This window comes from Curtobacterium sp. VKM Ac-2887 (assembly GCF_015350935.1).
In the GTDB taxonomy this organism is placed as follows: Bacteria; Actinomycetota; Actinomycetes; order Actinomycetales; family Microbacteriaceae; genus Curtobacterium.
In genome coordinates, this window is record NZ_JADKSB010000001.1 from 464,688 (window position 1) to 484,175 (window position 19,488).

General features: G+C 71.9%; 16 protein-coding genes. 8 read left to right on the forward strand and 8 right to left on the reverse strand.

Translation table 11 applies throughout. From position 1 onward, the window contains the following. Entirely contained in the window at window positions 1-2,220 is a 2,220-nt protein-coding gene (locus tag ITJ69_RS02315) for an APC family permease (protein ID WP_123293661.1), read from the reverse strand. 130 nt (window positions 2,221-2,350) lie between these two features. Between ITJ69_RS02315 and ITJ69_RS02320 the strand changes: the two genes are divergently transcribed. Beyond that, on the forward strand, window positions 2,351-3,139 hold the full coding sequence (locus ITJ69_RS02320; RefSeq protein ID WP_194671861.1) for a MerR family transcriptional regulator: 789 nt from the start codon (window positions 2,351-2,353) through the stop codon (window positions 3,137-3,139). Between the two features lie 158 nt (window positions 3,140-3,297). Here the strand turns inward: ITJ69_RS02320 and ITJ69_RS02325 are convergent, their stop codons facing one another. From ITJ69_RS02325 to ITJ69_RS02335, 3 genes are all read right to left on the reverse strand, one after another. Then, on the reverse strand, window positions 3,298-3,879 hold the full coding sequence (locus ITJ69_RS02325) for a PadR family transcriptional regulator (protein ID WP_131880746.1): 582 nt from the start codon (window positions 3,877-3,879) through the stop codon (window positions 3,298-3,300). After that, window positions 3,876-4,796 (reverse strand): DUF4097 family beta strand repeat-containing protein, encoded by a 921-nt coding sequence (locus ITJ69_RS02330; protein WP_228504500.1) that lies wholly within the window; start codon window positions 4,794-4,796, stop codon window positions 3,876-3,878. The genes ITJ69_RS02325 and ITJ69_RS02330 overlap by 4 nt, the downstream gene beginning before the upstream one ends. A 134-nt stretch (window positions 4,797-4,930) precedes the next feature. After that, on the reverse strand, window positions 4,931-5,584 hold the full coding sequence (locus ITJ69_RS02335) for a YczE/YyaS/YitT family protein (RefSeq protein WP_194671862.1): 654 nt from the start codon (window positions 5,582-5,584) through the stop codon (window positions 4,931-4,933). Window positions 5,585-5,645: 61 nt separating this feature from the next. Here ITJ69_RS02335 and ITJ69_RS02340 point away from each other — a divergent pair, with 61 nt between their 5' ends. The 3 genes from ITJ69_RS02340 (at window position 5,646) to ITJ69_RS02350 (ending at window position 11,098) form a co-directional block, all read left to right on the forward strand. After that, entirely contained in the window at window positions 5,646-7,097 is a 1,452-nt protein-coding gene (locus ITJ69_RS02340) for a PLP-dependent aminotransferase family protein (RefSeq protein WP_194671863.1), read from the forward strand. A gap of 94 nt (window positions 7,098-7,191) precedes the next feature. Further along, the gene (locus ITJ69_RS02345; protein WP_194671864.1) at window positions 7,192-7,878 is read left to right on the forward strand and encodes a DUF6518 family protein; all 687 of its coding nucleotides are present in this window, start codon (window positions 7,192-7,194) and stop codon (window positions 7,876-7,878) included. A gap of 52 nt (window positions 7,879-7,930) precedes the next feature. After that, window positions 7,931-11,098: an efflux RND transporter permease subunit gene (locus tag ITJ69_RS02350; RefSeq protein ID WP_194671865.1), complete on the forward strand. Its 3,168-nt coding sequence runs from the start codon at window positions 7,931-7,933 to the stop codon at window positions 11,096-11,098. A 27-nt stretch (window positions 11,099-11,125) separates the two neighbouring features. On the opposite strand, the gene ITJ69_RS02355 is transcribed toward ITJ69_RS02350, so the two are convergent. Next, the gene (locus ITJ69_RS02355; protein ID WP_194671866.1) at window positions 11,126-11,464 is read right to left on the reverse strand and encodes a hypothetical protein; all 339 of its coding nucleotides are present in this window, start codon (window positions 11,462-11,464) and stop codon (window positions 11,126-11,128) included. 243 nt (window positions 11,465-11,707) lie between these two features. Next, window positions 11,708-12,718 (reverse strand): alpha/beta hydrolase, encoded by a 1,011-nt coding sequence (locus ITJ69_RS02360; RefSeq protein WP_123937537.1) that lies wholly within the window; start codon window positions 12,716-12,718, stop codon window positions 11,708-11,710. Between the two features lie 187 nt (window positions 12,719-12,905). Here ITJ69_RS02360 and ITJ69_RS02365 point away from each other — a divergent pair, with 187 nt between their 5' ends. Beyond that, window positions 12,906-13,760, forward strand: coding sequence for a PPK2 family polyphosphate kinase (locus tag ITJ69_RS02365; protein ID WP_258373280.1), 855 nt, complete (start codon window positions 12,906-12,908; stop codon window positions 13,758-13,760). 268 nt (window positions 13,761-14,028) lie between these two features. Next, on the forward strand, window positions 14,029-16,176 hold the full coding sequence (locus tag ITJ69_RS02370) for a DEAD/DEAH box helicase (protein WP_194671867.1): 2,148 nt from the start codon (window positions 14,029-14,031) through the stop codon (window positions 16,174-16,176). 128 nt (window positions 16,177-16,304) lie between these two features. Here the strand turns inward: ITJ69_RS02370 and ITJ69_RS02375 are convergent, their stop codons facing one another. Both ITJ69_RS02375 and ITJ69_RS02380 read right to left on the reverse strand, forming a co-directional pair. Continuing rightward, the gene (locus ITJ69_RS02375) at window positions 16,305-16,814 is read right to left on the reverse strand and encodes a mycothiol transferase (RefSeq protein WP_194671868.1); all 510 of its coding nucleotides are present in this window, start codon (window positions 16,812-16,814) and stop codon (window positions 16,305-16,307) included. A gap of 36 nt (window positions 16,815-16,850) precedes the next feature. After that, window positions 16,851-17,393, reverse strand: coding sequence for a MarR family winged helix-turn-helix transcriptional regulator (locus tag ITJ69_RS02380; RefSeq protein ID WP_123937540.1), 543 nt, complete (start codon window positions 17,391-17,393; stop codon window positions 16,851-16,853). A gap of 203 nt (window positions 17,394-17,596) precedes the next feature. Here ITJ69_RS02380 and ITJ69_RS02385 point away from each other — a divergent pair, with 203 nt between their 5' ends. Then, window positions 17,597-18,196 carry a hypothetical protein gene (locus ITJ69_RS02385; protein WP_111085548.1) on the forward strand — a complete coding sequence of 200 codons (600 nt, stop codon included), beginning with the start codon at window positions 17,597-17,599 and terminating at the stop codon, window positions 18,194-18,196. Window positions 18,197-18,287: 91 nt separating this feature from the next. Beyond that, window positions 18,288-19,466 (forward strand): S24/S26 family peptidase, encoded by a 1,179-nt coding sequence (locus tag ITJ69_RS02390; RefSeq protein ID WP_194671869.1) that lies wholly within the window; start codon window positions 18,288-18,290, stop codon window positions 19,464-19,466. Window positions 19,467-19,488: the final 22 nt, after the last annotated feature.

The following is a 19,488-nucleotide window of genomic DNA, read 5'->3' on the forward strand; positions in this document are numbered from 1 at the left end:
CTACGACTCGTCGCCCCGGCGCGGCGAGGTCGGCACGAGCGCGTGCAGCTCACCGGTGCACTGCGCGGGGTCGACGCCTTCGGCGGGACCGGCCGGTCGGGTCGCGCGACGCGGCTGCAGGCTGTTCCGCTGCGCGGACCGGGCCAGGCGATCGTCGACGACACCGTCGACCGGCGCTCCGGCCGAGCCGGCGAGGGACCGGCGGAGCGGCGGCCGCACGGGCTCGCCGCGACGCTCCTGGCCGGGGAGCGGACGCGACCGGCGGCCGTACAGCAGTTCGGACGAGTCGAGCAGCCACGGCACCAGCGCCACGGTGACGCCGTGCACGAGCAGGAGCTTCTTGCGGATGCGACGGCCGCGGTGGTTGTGGAGCAGGCCCTCCCACCAGTGACCGACGATGAAGATCGGCGTGTAGACGGTGACGACCTCGGAGCCGTGCTCGAGCCGGTGCGCCTTGATGTACTTGATGAGCGGCATCGAGATGTCGCGGTACGGACTCGGCACGATGGTCAACGGCATCCGGATGCCGTACTCGGCCCACTGGTCGCGCAGGTGCTGGGCGTCGGCGTCGTCGATCGCGACGTGGACCGCCTCGCAGCTGGCGTGCTCGGCGGCGATCGCGTAGTCGAGGGCCTTGAGCACGGGCTTCTGCAGCTTGTTCACGAGCACGACGGCGTGGTCGCCGGTGGCACCGAACTCGGTCTCGACGTCGGCCTCGATCTCGTGCGAGACGTCGCGGTAGTAACGGTTCACGCCGAGCATGAGCACGTACAGGATCGGCATGATCAGGAACACGAGCCAGGCGCCGTGCGTGAACTTGGTGATCGTGACGATGACCAGGACGACCAGGGTGAACGTGGCACCGATCGCGTTGATGGTGCGGGAACGCACCACCTGTGCACGGTTGACGGACGGGTCGGCGGTGCCGGCCCGGTCCGCGCGCAGCAGGCGCGTCCAGTGCACGACCATTCCCGTCTGCCCGAGCGTGAACGACACGAAGACGCCGATGATGTAGAGCTGGATGAGGCTCGTGACGTTCGCCCGGTACACCACGAGCAGCGCCGCGGCGACGAGCGCCAGGACGATGACGCCGTTCGAGTAGATGAGCCGGTCGCCGCGCGTCGACAGGGCCTTGGGGGCGTACGAGTCGCGGGCCAGGATCGAGCCGAGCAGCGGGAACCCGTTGAACGCCGTGTTCGCGGCGAGGAGCAGGACCGCGGCCGTCGTCGCCTGGATGACGAAGAACAGCACCGAGTTGTCACCGAACGTCGCCGCCGCGATCTGGGCGATCAGGGAGCGCTGCGGCGTCGTGGCGCAGTCCGCGAACCCCTGCAGGTCGCAGGCGCGTTCGGCGTAGTGCACGCGGGACACGAGCGCGAGCGTGATGAGCCCGATGAACAGGACGATCGCGATGCCGCCCATCGCCACCAGGGTCGCCTGCGCGTTCTTGATCTTCGGGCGCCGGAAGGCCTGCACGCCGTTCGCGATGGCCTCGACGCCGGTCAGGGCCGAGCAGCCGGAGGCGAAGGCCCGGAGGAGCAGCAGGATGAACGCCGCCTGCGTCGTGTGCTCCACGTTGTCGACCGTGTAGCCGGCGGACTCGGCGACCGGGGCGTGCCCGGCGGCGACGCGGACCAGGCCGGTGACGACCATCACGAAGACCGACGCCACGAACAGGTAGGTGGGGATGGCGAACGCCTTGCTCGACTCCCGCACGCCGCGCAGGTTCGTGGCGGCGAGGAGCACGACGAACACGAGCGCGAGTTCGACGCGGACGTCGTTCAGCATCGGCAGCGCCGAGATGATGTTGTCCACGCCGGAGGCCACCGACACCGCGACCGTCATCACGTAGTCGACGAGCAGCGCACTCGCGACGACCAGCCCGGCCTTCTCGCCGAGGTTCCGGTGCGCGACCTCGTAGTCGCCGCCGCCGGACGGGTACGCCTTGATGAGCTGTCGGTAGGACGCGACGACCACCACGAGCAGCAGCACGACGAGCGCGGCCACCCACGGTGCGAAGGTCAGGAACGACATCCCGCCGAGCAGCAGGATCATCAGGAGTTCCTGCGGTGCGTACGCGACGGAGGACAGCGGGTCACTCGCGAAGATCGGCAGTGCCAGGTGCTTCGGGAGGAGCTGTCCTTCGAGCTTCTCAGAGGGGAGCGGATCCCCGATCAGTCGCGCTTTCAGCGACCGGACCTCGTTCGTCACGAGCGGCAAACCTACTCAGTTCCGGGCGGGAGTCAACACGGGTCCCCGGGCGGTCATTCCCGGTCGGTCGCGTGTCGTCGACTCTGCACCCCGATCCCCGCTTGCGGTTGACGCTGCGTCAACCTCTACGGTGGACTGCATGAGGGATCCGTCAGACATCGCCACCGCAGCTGCGAAAGCACCCCACGGCATCGCCGACGTGGCGCGATCCGCCGGGGTGTCGAGTCGCACGCTCCGGCACTACGACGCCATCGGGCTGCTGCCGGCCACCGCCGTCGGCGACGGCGGACTCCGCCGCTACGACGACCGGGCACTCGTCCGGCTGCAGCGCATCCTGCTGCTGCGCGGCCTCGGCATCGGGCTGCCCGACATCCGCCGGGTCCTCGACGGCGAGCAGGACGACGTCGCCGCCCTCACCGCGCACGTCGCCTGGCTCGAACGCGAGCGGGACCGCCTCGCCCGGCAGCTCGCCGCCGTGCGCACCACCATCACCAGGATCGAGAACGGGGACACCATGAACGCCACGGACACCTTCGACGGGTTCGACCAGACCCGCTTCAAGCACGAGGTCGAGGAGCGCTGGGGGGCGGACGCCTGGCAGCGCGGCACCGCCTGGTGGGACGCGAAGGACACCGCGGGCAAGCAGGCGTTCCAGGACGAACTGCGCGCGATCGCCCGGGACGCCGCAGCGCTCGCCGCGTCCGGAGACGGCTCGGACTCGCCGGCCGCGCAGGCACTGGCGCGGCGGCAGTTCGCGTGGCTCGCCGAGTCGACGCCGCCGGCGGACCTCACCGCGGAGCGGTTCCGGACACTCGCCGAGATGTACGTGCACGACGAGCGGTTCGCGCACGCCTACGACTGGGCCGGAGCGGGTGCGGCACGTGCGCTGCGCGATGCGATGGTCGCGTTCGCCGACCGCGGGTTGTAGCGCACGAACCGCGGGCCGTCGTGCGCGAACGGAACCAGGTTCCGGTCACGACACCACGGATCGGCGTGGTGCTGTGTCCGGAACCTGGTTCCGTGGGTGGGGCGGTGCGACGGGCGGCCGGGAGGCACGGGTCGCGACCGCCTGTCGGCCGCGGGCCGTCAGAGCGACTTGCGCAGGGCCTCCAGGCCGTCACGCAGGCGCGTCACGGTGTCCGCACGGAGCGTGCCGCGGGTCGCACGTCGGCGCAGGTCCGCGCGGACCTGCTGCCGGAACGACGACAGCGCCATCTCGAGCTCGCGCAGGGCACGGGCGCTCTCCGACGGCACCGAGACGGGGTCCTCGTGGGAACCGGCGCCGGGGCTCTCCGCCGAGGCGGCGAGGTCGGCTCGGAGGGACCGCATCGCCTCGCCGACCGAGGCGCGGACGCCGTCGGCCAGGGACTTCACCGAGTCGGCGACCCCGGACTCGACCGCGGCGATCTCGTCGGCACGGGCCGCGAGTTCGGTGCGGCCGGCCTCGGTGATCGCGTAGACGGTCTTGCGGCCGTCGGCGGTCTTCGAGACGAGGCCCTCTTCCTCGAGCTTCGCGAGCCGCGGGTACACGGTGCCGGCGCTCGGCACGTAGGTGCCGCCGAACCGGTCGCCGAGGGCCTGGATGAGCTCGTAGCCGTGCATCGGGTGGTCCGCCAGCAGCACGAGCAGGTACAGGCGAAGGTGGCCGTGGGCGAAGACGGGGCTCATGCGGGCGCCTCGCCGTCGTTGGTCGGCACCGTCGGGGGCACGGACGCCGTCGGGGGCACGGGCGCCGTCGGGGGGACCGGCGCCGTCGGGGGTGCCGGGGGTGCGGTCGGCTCGGCGGCGACCGGCGGGGCGTGCAGCACCGCGATGTCGCCGGAGACCGAGTTCACGCGCAGGTCCAGCCACTGGCCGGCCAGCTCGCCGCCCTGCTTGACGTACGAGCCGCGCACGCCGCGGATCTCGGAGTCGTCGAACTGCAGCTTGCCGGACGCCGTGCTGACGGTGCACTGGTAGGCGACACCGTCCTCGAGCCGGACGCTCACGCCACCCGAGACCGTGTTGACGCGCGCCGACTCCGGCACGCCGTGCAGGTCGAGCACGACGTCCGCCGAGACCCCGTCCGCCTGGAACCGCGGGATCTCGCCCGTTGCCACGACGTCACCCGAGACCGTGTGGACCGTCAGGGCGCCGTCGAGCTCGCGGATGGTCGTCGCGCCCGAGACGGCGTTGACCGTGACGTCGCCGGCGACACCGTCGACGACGAGGTCGCCGGACACCGTGTTGAGCATCGCGCCGCGGTTCGTGCCGGACAGCAGCGCACCCGCCGACACGACGCCGAGGTGCACCGAGGCGTCGCGGGGGACCAGGATGCTGACGTCCGCGTGGGCCTTGCCGCGGAACGACTTGAGGAACCCGATGGGGTCGTCCCACCGGATCTGCGGGTGGTCGACGGTGAGCGTGTCGCCGTCGACCTCGATCTTCAGTTGCTTGCCGGACACGCTGTGGACCTCGACCCGTGCGGTGGGTTCGTCGTGTGCCACGACGTCCACCTGACCACCGACGAGTCCGACACGGAGTGTGCGGACGATGCCGGTGTCGATGACCTTGGGCTCGTCGACGAGCCACTTCTCCTGCGTCATGTTGCTTCCTCCAACTCGCGATGTATCGCGTCTGTGGAGGTCACGCTATATCGCGACTCGCGACGCCGCAAGGGTGCCGGGCGGATGGTGAGCAGAAATGGTCGGGTGGGGCCCTGCGACCCGACCATTCCTGCTCACGAAGCGTGCGCGACGGCGGTGGGACGGGCCTCCCGGACGACCCGGCGCTCAGGGCTCCACGGGAACCGGCGGAAGAACGGCATGAGCGGCTGCACCATCGGGCCGATCGCGAAGGCGGCGATGACGGTGCCGGCGCCGACGTTCCCGCCGAGGATCCACCCGACGACGACGACGGACACCTCGACCAGGGTGCGCGCGAGCCAGAGCGGCCAGCCGAGGCGCTCGTGCAGCCCGACCATCAGGCCGTCACGGGCCCCGGTGCCGAACCCTGCGCCGATGTAGAACGCCGTCGCGACGGCGAGCAGCACCAGTCCGGCGACGAACAGGGCGATCCGTGCCAGCAGGCCGGAGGGCTCCGGCACGAGCCAGAGCACCAGGTCGGCGCTCGGCCCGATCGCCAGCGCGTTCAGCAGGGTGCCGATGCCCGGCTTCTGGCGCAACGGGATCCAGAACAGCAGGATCACGCCGCTCGACACGACGGTGATGACGCCGAACGACCACGGCACCACGTTCTCGAGGCCCTGCGTCAGGACGGTCCACGACGAGACGCCGACGACCGCTCGGACCTGCAGCGCGGTGGAGGCGCCGTAGAGGAACAGGCCGACGAAGAGCTGGACGAAGCGGAACGTGAGGGCGGTGCTGCGGGACATGGGTTCATCGTCGATGCGGATTGGACTGCTGGTCGAGAGCCAATCGCGCTACCGTGGACCCATGACACCCGTGCTGCTGAGTGCCCGATCTGCTGCCCTGCTGCTCACCGACTGGCGCGACGGCACCGACGCCCCCGCGTACGAAGCACTGTCCGACGCCATCCGGGTCCTCGTCATCGACGGCCGAGTCGCACAGGGCGTGCGACTGCCGGCGGAGCGTGGGCTCGCGACCGCGCTCGGCATCTCCCGCACGACCGTGGCGAACGCCTACGCCCGACTGCGGTCCGACGGGTTCGTCGTGTCGGTCCGTGGCTCCGGCAGCGTGGTCCACCTGCCCGCGTCCTTGATCGGTCGTCCCGACCCGGAACGGCTCGGCGGGGTGGTCGACGGCGAGCTCCTCGACCTGCGCAAGGCCGCGCTGCACTCGGCACCGGGGATGGCCGAGGCCGTCGAGCGGGCGGTGCGACACGTGCCCGCGGCGCTCGCCGGCATCGGGTACGACACCGTCGGCGACCCCGGGCTCCGCGCCGCCATCGCCGACCGGTACACCGAGCGCGGACTGCCGACCGACCCGTCCCAGGTGATCGTGACGATCGGCGCGCAGCACGCCATCGCGCTGCTCGCACGGGTGCTCGTCCGTCGCGGGGACGCCGTGCTCGTCGAGTCCCCGACCTACCCGCACGCGCACGAGGCGTTCCGCGAGGCCGGCGGACGACTCGTCGGCGTGCCCGTCGACGCGCGGACCGGGTGGGACGCCGCCGCGCTCGAGACGACGCTGCGGCGGACCGCCCCGGCCGTCGCCTACGTCATGCCCGAGCTGCACAACCCGACCGGAGCGACCATGTCCACGTCGACCCGCCAGCTGCTGCTGTCGGTCGCGGCGTCGGTCGGCACGACGGTGGTCGCCGACGAGACGATGGGCGAGCTGCGGATCGACGGCGCGCCGTCGCTGCCGCTGGCAGCAGCGGACCCGTCGGGGGCGTCGGTCGTGATGATCGGGTCGGCCGACAAGGTCTTCTGGGGCGGCCTGCGGATCGGCTGGATCCGCGCCGCGCCGGCGCTCCTGCAGCGGCTGCTCGCCGCCCGCCCGACGGGCGACCTCGGCACCCCCGTCCTCGACCAGCTGGTCGCGCGGGAGCTGGTCCCACGCACGGCGGCCGTCCTGGAGGCGCGGCGCGAGTACCTGCGACAGGGTCGCGACGACGTCGTGGGCGCGCTTAGGGCACGACTCCCGGAATGGGACGTCCCGTCGCCCGCAGGCGGGCTGACGACGTGGGTGGGCCTCGGGCGACCGGTGTCGAGTGCGCTCGTGCTGGCCGCGCGGTCCGAGGGCGTGGTGCTGGCGTCCGGCGGGGTGTTCGGCCCGGACGGCGGGTTCGAACGGTTCCTGCGGGTGCCGTTCACGATGGCGCCGGCGGACCGCGGTCGTCTGGTGGACGTGCTCGAACGGGCGTGGGCGCGGGTCGGTGGGGAGTCCGCCGGGGTGCGGGGGTCGCTCGCCGCGGTGGTGTGAGGAGTCGTGGGGTCATCCTCTGGGGTGATGGGCTGGGGTCGTTCTCGCTCCGTGGGGCGATGTGCGCGGCGGCGGACGACGCGATGCTGATGCCATGAACGCGACCCTGTCCGCCGGTGCTCCGGCCGCTGCTGCGTCCCCGTCGTCCGCGTCGCCGTCCGAGCCGTGCCCCGCGGTGCCGGCTCTGGTGCGCGTCACGATGGCCCTGAGCGGTGCGCTGCTCGCCGGCGTGCTGACCTCGTTCGGGCAGACCGTGCCCGCGCTGTCCTCGGTCGCCAACTCGGCCGGCCCCTGGTTCCTGGTCGCCGTCGCGCTGTGCATCGGGGCCGGAGCTCGTGCCGGCCGGTTCGCCCTGCCGCTCGCGCTGCTGCTCGGCGTCGTGCTGCTCGAACTCATGCACGTCGGCTACTGGGCCACGACGAACCTGCGCGGCTACCCGGACTTCCTGTCCGTCACCAACCTGTGGGTGCTGCTCGGCGTCCCCGCCGGACTGCTCGCCGGTGCGGTCGCCGTGTTCGTCCGCTCCCGCGACGCCCGCTGGCGTGCCGGCGCCTTCGGGGTCACCGCCGCGATCCTGATCGGCGAGGGGGTGCGGGCGCTGCTGCAGGTGGTGGCGACGACCGGCCCGGTGACCTGGGTGGTCGAGATCGTCGTCGGCATCCTCGTGCTCGTCGTCGGGGTGGCCACCGCCCGGTCGTCGGTCGGCCGCGTGATCGCCCTCGGCAGCGGCGTGCTCGGCACCGTCGGCGTGCTCGGCACGTACCTGCTGCTCGGTGGCTGATGCGACGGCCTGATGCGGACGCGCACGGGCTGCGGCTGCGAGGATCGATGACGTGCACCTCCTCTCGGTCTTCAGCCTCCGCAACCGGGCCCTCATCGCGCTCGTCACCATCGTCGTCGCGATCTTCGGTGGCATCGCGCTGTCGAACCTCAAGCAGGAGCTGATCCCGAGCGTCGAGTTCCCGCAGGTCGCGATCGTGAGCGCGTACCCGGGTGCCACGCCCGAGGTGGTGTCCAACGACGTCTCGACGAAGATCGAGCAGGGGATCCAGGCGGTCCCGGACCTCGAGTCGACCTCGGCGACCTCGTCCACCGGGCAGAGCATCGTGTCGGCCTCGTTCGACTACGGCTCCAACCTGGCCAGCGCCGAGGACAAGATCCAGACCGTCGTCAACGCACTCTCGCTGCCCGACTCCGTGCAGACCCAGATCGTGACCGGGTCGTTCGACGACCTGCCCGTCCTGCAGCTCGCGGTGTCGGCGAAGGGCGACCAGGAACAGCTCGTCGAACGGCTGAACGCCACCGCGGTGCCCGACCTCGAGAAGCTCGACGGGGTGCGGGCCGCCGACGTCTACGGCAACCCCGGTCGCCGCGTCGTCATCACCCCGGACCAGGACGACCTGGCAGCCCGGGGCCTCAGCGAGACGGCGATCTCGGACGCGCTCGACGACAACGGCACCCTGATCCCCGGTGGCACGATCACGCAGAGCGGTTCGACGCTCTCCGTGCAGACCGGCGAACGCATCGCCTCGGTCGCCGACATCGAGGACCTACCGCTGACGGGCGGCACCTCGGCGACGACCCTCGGCGACGTCGCCACCGTCGCCATCAAGGAGTCACCGCGCACCTCGATCAGCCGCGTGAACGGCGAACAGGCACTCACCATCGCGATCACGAAGACGCAGGAGGCGAACACCGTCGACGTCTCGGAGACCGTCCGTGACGCCCTGCCCGGCATCGAGGCGAAGATCGACGGCGACCCCCGGTTCACCGTCGTGTTCGACCAGGCGCCCTTCATCCAGCAGTCGATCGACTCCCTGGCCGAGGAAGGACTGCTCGGCCTGGCGTTCGCCGTCCTCGTGATCCTGCTGTTCCTGCTGTCGGTCCGGTCGACGATCGTCACCGCGATCTCGATCCCGACGTCGGTGCTCCTCGCCGCGATCGGCATGCTGGCCGCCGGCTACACGCTCAACATCATCACGCTCGCCGGCCTGACCATCGCGATCGGCCGTGTGGTCGACGACTCCATCGTCGTGATCGAGAACATCAAGCGGCACCTGCAACCCGGCGTCGACCGGCAACGGGCGGTGCTCGACGGCGTCCGCGAGGTCGCCGGCGCCGTGACCGCGTCGACCGTGACGACCGTGGTCGTGTTCCTGCCCGTCGCGTTCGTCGCCGAGCTCGTCGGCGAACTGTTCCGGCCGTTCGCCCTCACTGTGACGATGGCGCTGGTCGCCTCGCTGCTGGTCTCCCTGACCATCGTGCCGGTGCTGGCGTACTGGTTCCTGCGCGCGCCGAAGGGGCACAAGCACGCCGGGGCGGTGCAGCCGGCCGTGTCGGGGACCGACGCCGACGGGGCGGCGGGGGCCGTGCCTCCCGTCAGCTCTGCGACGGACGGTGCACTCGCGAGTGCGGCAGACCTGCACGACGCGTCCGCACCCGACCGGCTGCGCCGCGGCTACCAGCCGGTGCTCGGGTGGGCGCTCCGCGCACCGTGGGTGGTCCTCGTGCTCGCCGTGCTCGTGCTCGGAGGGACCGCAGCGGCGCTGCCCTTCGTCAAGACGAACTACCTCGGTGACTCCGGGCAGAACACCTTCACCGTCACGCAGGACCTCGAGCCCGGCACGAGCCTGGCGTCGCAGTCCGACGCGGCGCGCGCCGTCGAGCGCCAGCTCCGCGCGGTCGACGGCGTCGAGACCGTCCAGACCACGATCGGCACGAGCGGCGAGTCGATCCAGGCCGCGTTCGGTGGCGGCGGCACGGCATCGGTGCAGTACTCGGTGACCACCGACGAGGGCGCCGACCAGACCCGGGTGCAGTCGGACACCCGGAAGCGACTCGACGGGCTCAAGGACCAGGGCGAGCTCACGGTCGCGTCGTCGGGCGGTGGCTTCGGCGGCAGCAGCGACATCGAGGTCGACGTCAGCGCGCCGACCCAGGCGCAGCTCCGGACCGCCGCGTCGCAGGTGCTGCGCGAGATGCGGACGGTCGACGACACCACGGGGGCGACGAGCAACCTGTCCTCGGCCGAGCCGTACCTGGCCGTCCGGGTCGACCGCGAGAAGGCCGCCGCGCTCGGACTGACCGAGACCCAGGTCGGCGGGATCGTCGCAGCCTCGGTGTCGCCGCGCGACACCGGGACGGTCGAGATCGACGACGCCTCGCTCGACGTCTACATCGCCGCACCCTCGCCGCCGAGGACCATCACGGCACTCCGCGCACTGTCGGTCCCGACCTCGACCGGCCCGGTGCCACTGTCCGACGTCGCCACCGTCGAACGTGCCGAGGGACCGACGACCGTCACCACCTCGGACGCCGTCCGCACCGCGACGATCACCGTGACCCCGGACGCGTCGAACCTCGGCGCGGCGGTGCAGTCGGTGACCACGGCGGTCGACCAGCTCGACCTGCCCAAGGGCGCGTCCGCGTCGATCGGCGGCGTCGCCTCGAGCCAGACGTCGGCGTTCAGCCAGCTGCTGCTCGCCGCCCTGGTCGCGATCCTGATCGTCTACGTGGTGATGGTCGCGACGTTCCGGAGCCTGCTCCAGCCCCTGCTGCTGCTCGTCTCGGTGCCGTTCGCGGCGACGGGCGCGATCCTGTTGCAGATCGCGTCGGGCATCCCACTCGGAGTGGCGTCGCTTATCGGCGTGCTCATGCTCGTCGGCATCGTCGTGACGAACGCGATCGTCCTCATCGACCTGGTGAACCAGTACCGGCGGCGCGGACTGCGGGTGCGCGAGGCCCTGGTCGAAGGGGCCACCCGACGACTCCGGCCCATCCTGATGACCGCACTGGCGACGATCTTCGCGCTCGTGCCGATGGCGATCGGGCTGACCGGCAAGTCCGGGTTCATCTCGCAGCCGCTCGCGCTCGTCGTGATCGGCGGGCTGGTGTCGTCGACGTTGCTGACCCTGGTGGTGCTGCCGGCGCTGTACTACGTGGTGGAGCGGGCGCGGGAGCGGCGGGCTGATCGGCGGGCTGCGGCGGCCGCGGCGGGCTAGCGGCGGCGCTGCCGGCGCCGGGCCCCGCTACCTGCGGTACTCGGCGTCGACGGCCGCGATGGCGGCGGTCGTGAGGGGCACCGAGGCCGAGGCCGGCACGACGGGCGCGGTGGCCCGGTGGTCGGCACGCTCCTCGCGCTCGACGGCGCGGAACCAGGACACGAGCACGCAGGTCAGCGTGACGAGGAAGACGACCCCGGCGCCCTGCGCGAACACAGCGAGGTGCCCGGTCGCAGCCGCGTACCCGCCGAAGGCCATGGTGGCGGCGAACGACAGCCCGAGCAGCAACTCCGCAGAGGTCTGCAGCGCGGAACGGTCCCAGCGGGTCGCGGCGGCGCGTGCAGGGCGGGTCGAGGTGTCGGTCACCCCGGAAGTCTGCGACGTGGCGCCGGTCGGCAGTAGTCCCGACTCCGGGTGCCACCCACCCGGGGCACGCGGCAGTGCGGCTCCGCGAAAGCGACACTTCTCCGCCGAACATCGGCGGCACAACGTCGCTCTCGCGGCACGGACGGCCGCTCGTCGGCGAGAAATGTCGCTTCGGCGGCACACAACCCGCCCGCGGCCGAACCCGCCCGCGGCCGAACCCGCGCACGGCGCCCCCGCAGCGCCTCAGCCCAGCTGGGTCCGGAAGAACGTCGCCACGCGGCGGCTCATCGCCTCGTCGAGCTGCGCGATCGAGTGCGCGGTCCCCTCGACCTGCACGAACGTGACCGGCACGTCGTGCGACCGGAGCGTCGCCGCGAACTCCTGCGACTCCCACAGCGGGATGAACTCGTCCGTCGAGTGCCCGATGAAGAACGGCGCCGTGTCCGAGGTGACGTGGTACTCCGGCGACGCCCGGGTCGCCGCCGGACACTTCGCGTAGGTCCGGCAGCCGAGGTACAGCAGCTGCTTCCGCTGGAAGGACGCGGACACCCCGTCGGCCCGGGTCGAGCGTGACGTCAGGTTCGTGGGGCCGCTCAGGTCGACGACCGCATGGATCCGGTCGCCCTCGGCGTAGGCGGCGGACTCGTGGTCGGTCACCGCGAGCATCGCCGCCAGGTTGCCGCCCGCGCTCCCGCCGAACACCCCGACCCGCTGGGAGTCGACGTCGTACGTGGAGAGCGTCGTGGGGCGGAACACGTAGTCGAGCGCCCGTCGGACGTCGTCGAGACCGGCCGGGAACGGGTCGGTGGGAGCGAGCCGGTAGTCGACGTTGAATGTGACGAAGCCCTCGGACGCCAGGTACTTGCACACCGACCGGTAGGCGGCGGTGGCCTTGTCGCCGTGCGACCAGCTGCCGCCGTGGATCATCAGCACCGCGGGCCGACCGGTGCTGGCTGCGGCCTCGGCGGGGTCGGCCGTCGGGGTGGCGGACGGCGTCGCCGTGGGGGTCGCGGTCGTCTCCGGGGCGCTGTCGGCCGGCAGGCAGACGTCGAGTCGCTGCAGCGGAGCCGTGCCGTACGGCACATCCGCGACCACGTCGATGCCGTGGTACTGCAGGGACAGCGGGTAGATGACGCTGTCCGCGGTGACCGTCGCGTTCTCGTCGCCGACGGGGTCCGTACTGCAGGACGCGACCGCGCCGAGCGCCACGACCGCGGCGACGAGCGCGAGCACTGTGCGGCGGCCGGACTTCATCGGTTCCACGGTAGCCGCACCCGAGGCCGGCCACGTCACCCCAGCGGAGGAACCCCGACCGCGCACCCGACCGCGCACCCGACCGCGCACCCGACCGCGCACCCGGACGGCGCCGCCCGACGGCGGAACCGACACAGTGCCAGGATGAGAGCAGGGGGCACCCGCCGCCAGGACCGCAGGAGGACCCGTGAGCCGTCGCAAGGCCTGGAACGCCGATCCCGAACCACTGCTCCGCGTCGAACCGGGCTTCCGCCTCGACCAGGTCGACCCGGATGCGACGCCGGGCTTCCCCGGCCGCAAGATCGACGGGCTCGAAGCGCTCGCCGCGGGGGCGTCCCGCCTCGCCGCCCTGCAGGAGCGGCTGTACGCGGCGTCGACCGCCGGCGACCAGCGCCGGGTGCTGCTCGTCCTGCAGGCGATGGACACCGCCGGCAAGGGCGGCATCGTCTCGCACGTCGTCGGTGCGGTCGACCCCAACGGCGTGCGGTACGCGGGCTTCAAGGCCCCGACGGCCGAGGAGCGCGAGCACGACTTCCTCTGGCGCATCGAGCGGCAGCTCCCGAGTGCCGGGCAGCTCGGCGTCTTCGACCGCTCGCACTACGAGGACGTCCTCATCCAGCGCATCCGGGCGTTCGCGGCGCCGGACGAGATCGAACGACGCTACGGCGCGATCACCGAGTTCGAGGACCGCCTCACCGCCGAGGGCACCACCATCGTCAAGGTGATGCTGCACATCTCGAAGGACGAGCAGCGCGAACGCCTCGGCGAGCGACTCGACCGTCCCGACAAGCACTGGAAGTTCAACCCGGCCGACATCGACGAGCGCCTGCTGTGGGACCGCTACCAGGACGCGTACCAGATCGTGTTCGACCGGACCTCGACCCCGCAGGCGCCCTGGTACGTCGTGCCGGCGAACCGCAAGTGGTACGCCCGCCTGGCGGTGCAGCAGCTCCTGCTCCGGGCCCTCGAGGACATGCAGCTCTCGTGGCCGAAGGCGGACTTCGACGTGGCCGAGCAACGACAGCGGCTCGCCGAGTCCTGACCGACGGGCAGGCCGGGAGGCACGGGCCGGGTCCGGCTCGCGGCCGTCCGTCGACGACGGGGCTGGCATCAGAGCGCGGGGTCGCGTAGACTCGCTCGGTCGGCCTTCGACGCCGTGACATCGTGATCACGGGCTTTTTGTTGGGTGTGTGTTGCTCGAGGGCTGGAATCACGTCGAATCGCGACGGGATGAACCCCCTCTCCGCAAGCAGCCCCCGCCGATGTCGCTGTCGGGCGCTGCGGTTCGTTGCGCACCCGAGAAAGCAGTCATGGCTCCGTACAACAAGGGCGCGGACAACCGCGCCTCCGATCGTCCCCGCCACCCGAACGGCACCCCCGCCGCACGCAGCAGCAAGCACCGCGGGTTCCGCGCCGCCGAGCCGACCGCGCCGCGTCAGAAGCAGCGCTGGGACGCCGAGGAGCGTCGCGGCCGCTCGGCGCAGGGCGAGCGCCCCGCGCGCCCGAACTGGGAGCCCCGTGACAGCGGCGGCCAGCGCCGCCCGGAGCGCGACGACCGCGGTGGTCGCGGCTTCAACCGTGACGACCGTGCTCCCCGTCGCTTCGATCGCGACGACCGCGCGCCGCGTCGTGACAACGACGACCGTCCGCGTCGTAGCTTCGACCGCGACGACCGCGCCCCGCGCAGCTTCAACCGCGACGACCGCGCTCCCCGTCGTGACCAGGACGACCGTCCCCGTCGCTTCGACCGCGATGACCGTGCTCCCCGTCGTGACAACGACGACCGTCCCCGTCGTTCGTTCGACCGCGATGACCGCGCCCCGCGCAGCTTCAACCGCGACGACCGTGCTCCCCGTCGTGACAACGACGATCGTCCCCGTCGTTCGTTCGACCGCGATGACCGCGCCCCGCGCAGCTTCAACCGCGACGACCGTGCGCCCCGTCGTGACAACGACGATCGTCCCCGTCGTTCGTTCGACCGCGATGACCGCGCTCCCCGCAGCTTCAACCGCGATGACCGTGCCCCGCGTCGTGACAACGACGACCGTCCCCGTCGCAGCTTCGACCGCGACGACCGTGCTCCCCGCAGCTTCAACCGCGATGACCGTGCGCCCCGTCGTGACAACGACGACCGCCCGCGTCGCAGCTTCGACCGCGACGATCGCAGCGCTCCCCGCCGCTCCTTCGACGAGCCCGAGCGCGGCAAGTTCGTCCCCGCCGACGACGTCAAGCTCGCGAAGCTCCAGGCCGAGTCCACCGTGGCGTCCGACGTCGAGGGCGTGACCTTCGGCGACCTCGGCATCGGCGGCAACATCTCCCGCGCCCTGCAGGAGCTCGGCGCGAGCAGCCCGTTCCCGATCCAGGCCGCGACGATCCCCGACGTGATCGCCGGCAAGGACGTCCTCGGCCGTGGCCGCACGGGCTCCGGCAAGACCATCGCGTTCGGCGCCCCGCTCGTCGAGAAGCTCATGGAGCACGGCGGCGGCACGAAGCGCAAGATGGGCCGCGCCCCGCGTGCGCTCATCCTCGCGCCGACCCGCGAGCTGGCCCTGCAGATCGACCGCACGGTGCAGCCGATCGCCCGCTCGGTGGGCCTCTTCACGACGCAGATCTACGGCGGCGTGCCGTACGGCCGTCAGGAGGGTGCGCTCGAGCGTGGCGTCGACATCATCGTCGGCACCCCTGGTCGTGTGCAGGACCTCATGAACAAGGGGAAGCTCGACCTCAGCGAGGTCGTCATCTCCGTGCTCGACGAGGCCGACCACATGTGCGACCTCGGGTTCCTCGAGCCGGTGCAGGAGATCCTCTCCGCCACCGCCGAGGTCACCCCGCAGGGCAACCGTGCACAGAAGCTGCTGTTCAGCGCGACGCTCGACACCCAGGTCGCGGCGCTCGTCGAGCAGTTCCTGCACGAGCCGAGCGTGCACGAGGTCGCGGGTGAGGACCAGGCGTCCTCGACCATCGACCACCGTGTCCTCGTGGTCGAGCAGCGCGAGAAGGACCGTGTCCTCGAGGAGCTCGTCGCCGGCGACGGCAAGACGATCGTCTTCGCCCGGACCCGTGCCTACGCCGAGCGCCTCGCCGACCAGTTCGAGGACGCCGGGATCCGTGCCACGTCGCTCCACGGCGACCTGAACCAGTCGCGCCGGACCCGGAACCTGCAGCTCCTGACGAGCGGCCGGGTGAACGTGCTCGTCGCCACTGACGTCGCCGCCCGCGGCATCCACGTCGACGACGTGTCGCTCGTCGTGCAGGCGGACGCCCCGGACGACTACAAGGCGTACATGCACCGCTCCGGCCGGACGGGTCGTGCCGGCAAGGAGGGCACCGTCGTGACCCTGGTCCCGCGTGGTCGCATCCGCAAGATCGAGGGCATCCTCGAGCGTGCCGAGATCGCGGCGGACCTCGTGCAGGCCGCCCCCGGTGACGGCATCGTGTCGGAGCTCGCCGCGCGCTAGTCGCGACCAGACGCACGACGGGAGGCCCGGTACCAGCTGGTACCGGGCCTCCCGTCCGTCACGTGGTGAGCAGAAATGGTCGGGTCCCGAAATCGGACCCGACCATTTCTGCTCACGAAGCGACCGCGTCAGCGGTTGAAGAACAGCAACCCGCGCACGAAGCCGGCCTGGCCGGCGTGCTGCGTGCAGTCGTCGAGGATGCTCACGAGCCGGGCACCGGCGGTGACGGGCGGGTCCCACGCGTCGTCGACCACGGGGTCGAGGTCGTCGGGGCCGAGCGTGCCGAGGTACGCGACGGTGCGGTCGTGGACGGCACGCAGGTACCCGGTGAGCAGCTCGGCCGAGGCACGCACGCGACCGACGTCGTCACGGGACATGCCGTAGCCGAGGGCCTCGGCCGGGAACGGCAGGCCGAACCGGTCGTACCAGCCGTCGGCGGTCCACACCTCCGCGGTGCCGGCGAGGTCGGCGATCTGGACGTCCTGCCCACGGGCGGTGTGCCACGCGAGCCATGCCAGGGTGTTCGCCCCGGCGGCCGGACGCGCTGCGAGTTGGTCCTCGGACAGGCCGTCGACGGCACGCTCGACGGTCTCGGGGACGCGGGAGAACGCTTCGATCAGGACTTCGGACGGTGTCATGCGCACCACGCTACGCGCGCGCCCCGACACACGAGGTCACGCGGAGCGGGCTGCGGTCTCCGCGCGCGAGTGGCGGTCGAGGGCGTCGCCGAGCCCGGCGAACGCGGCGGCGAGGCGGACCCGGTCGGCGGGGGCGACGACCTCGCGGAAGGCGTCCGAGTAGACGGCGCCGATCTGCCGGGCCACCTCGGCGCCCGAGGCCGTGAGGTGCAGCAGGACGCTGCGACGGTCCTGCGGGTTCGGGCGGCGCTCGAGGTGTCCGCGCTGCTCGAGCCGGTCGACGAGCGAGGTCATGGCGCCGGTGGTGAGCTCGAGGTACTCGCCGGCCTGCTTCGGCGTGATCCCCTCGCCGTCGGCCGCGGCCAGGAAGAACACGAAGCGGGTGTCGGTGGCGTTCAGCCCGCGCACGACGCTCTCGTGGTGCAGGACGCGGGCGTGCTGCGTCTGGAGCAGGCGGAAGGCGGTGAGGAGCTTCGCGAGGTCGGTGTCCGAGTCCACGCGCTCCGGCACGGAGACGGTCGGCGACACGGGCGCGGGCGGCAGGGTGTCGGGCAGGACGGGCTGGGTGGTGTCCGTCATCGGCGGCTCTTCTCGGCAGGGGGTGGGAAGACTCAGTCAACAAGTATCTCACTCGTCAAGACACCCCCAGCGCGGGGGTGGTTCCTTTCCTTGTGAGTTGCTCGGCGGAAAAGTAACTTGATCGTCGTAGCAAACACCACGGCACCGACGCGACCAACCACCGCGACCACGGCGCCACCGTTTCCGGATCAGGAGCTCCCGCAATGTCTCGTGTCACCCCTCGCGCCGCCCGTCTCGCGGCCTGGATCGCCATCCCCGCCGCCCTCGTCGCCTCGGGTGTCGTCGTCTCGACCGCGTCCTACTCGGCGTTCTCGGCCACCACCGTCAACCCGACCAGCAACTGGACCGCCGGCAGTGTCGCCCTCACCGACGACGACAACAACACCGCGCTCTTCACCGCGACGGGCCTCAAGCCCGGCTCCACCGGCGCCAACTGCATCACGGTCACGTCGACCGGCTCGCTGGCCTCGACCGTGAAGCTGTACGGCACGAACCCGGCCACCACGAACAACCTCTCGGGCAACATCAACCTGCAGGTCGAGCAGGGCACCGGCGGTGGCTTCGGCTCCTGCACCGGCTTCACCCCGGCCGCGACCAGCGGAACGCTCTACAACGGCACCCTCGCCGCGTTCGGCACCGGCTCGACGAACTTCGCCACCGGCCTCGGCACCTGGGCCCCGACCGGGTCCGCGTCCGAGTCGCGCGTCTACCGCTTCACCTACACGGTCTCGAGCACCGCGCCGAACACGGTGCAGGGCGGCACCGCGTCCCTCGGCCTCACCTGGGAGGCCCAGAACAGCTGAGCCGGGAGCCCTCCCCACCCGGTGACCGGGGCTCGGCCCGAGCCCGCCCCGGTCACCACCCCCGAGAACGCGCCCCCGGTCGAAGGCAGTCATGAGCAGCATCGCAGTGCACGGTGGTCCCACACCGCACGCCGTGCTCCGTGACGTCGTCGACTGGGGGCGCGTCGTCGTCGGCACCGTCGCACGCGGTGTGGTCGCGACCCTCCTCGGCCTCGCGCTGTGGGCGGCCGCCCCCGCGCTGATCGGCTGGCAACCGACGACGGTGATGACCGGGTCGATGGAGCCGCGGCTCACGCCGGGCGACGTCGTCGTCTCGCGCCCGGTCGCGTCCGGTGAGGTCCGGACGGGCAAGATCCTGCTCGCCGACGACCCGGACCAGCCCGGTCACCTCCGCATGCACCGGTACGTCGAGGACGGCCCCGGCGGCACCCTGGTCACCAAGGGCGACGCGAACCCGCAGCAGGACTCCACGCCGCTCGAACGCTCGGCCGTGCACGGGGTTGCCTTCCTCCGCATCCCGTTCGTCGGGGCGCCGGTCCTGTGGCTCCGGCAGGGGGAGTGGGTCAAGGTCGTCGTGCTCGCACTCGGCCTGACGGCGCTGCTCGCGCTCTGCACGGTCGACGGTTCGCTCCGCCGCCTCACGGCGATCGACGACGACGGCTCGGACGGGGGCGACACCGCCCACGGGTCGGGTGACGGGCCGTCGGACGGTACCGACACCGGCCGGGAGGCGCGGGACGACGCCGCCACGCGCCTCCCGTCCGGCGGGACCACCGTCGTCACCCGTCGCTCGCTCCGGGTGCACGAGCGTCGCGTGCAGCGGCTGCGCCGCTTCGGCGGCGCGGCGGCGGTCCTCGTCATCGCGGGGAGCATCGGGGTGCTCGTGCCGGCGCAGGCGGTGGCCGTGCCGTGGTCGCGGACGACCGTGAACCCCGTCTCGGACTTCACGGCGGGCACGGCCACCGGTGTCCCCACGCTGACCTGCACGGCCGCGTCGTCGAGCACCGTGACGATCGCCTGGACCTACACGAACCCGACCGTGCCGAACTCGTTCGACCTCATGAACGGGTCGACCCAGCTCGCGACCGCCACGACCGCTGGACAACGTTCGCTCGTCTACGGCGGGGCGGGCCTGCTCGACCTGGGCACGACCTACACGCTGAACCTCCGCACGAACCTCGGCAACAACTGGACCGCGACCAGCACACCGACCGTCAAGGTGCGGGTCGTCTCGGTCCTCGGCCTGGCGGCGGCGAGCTGCGTGCCCTGAGTTCTCCACAGGCGGCGCGCGG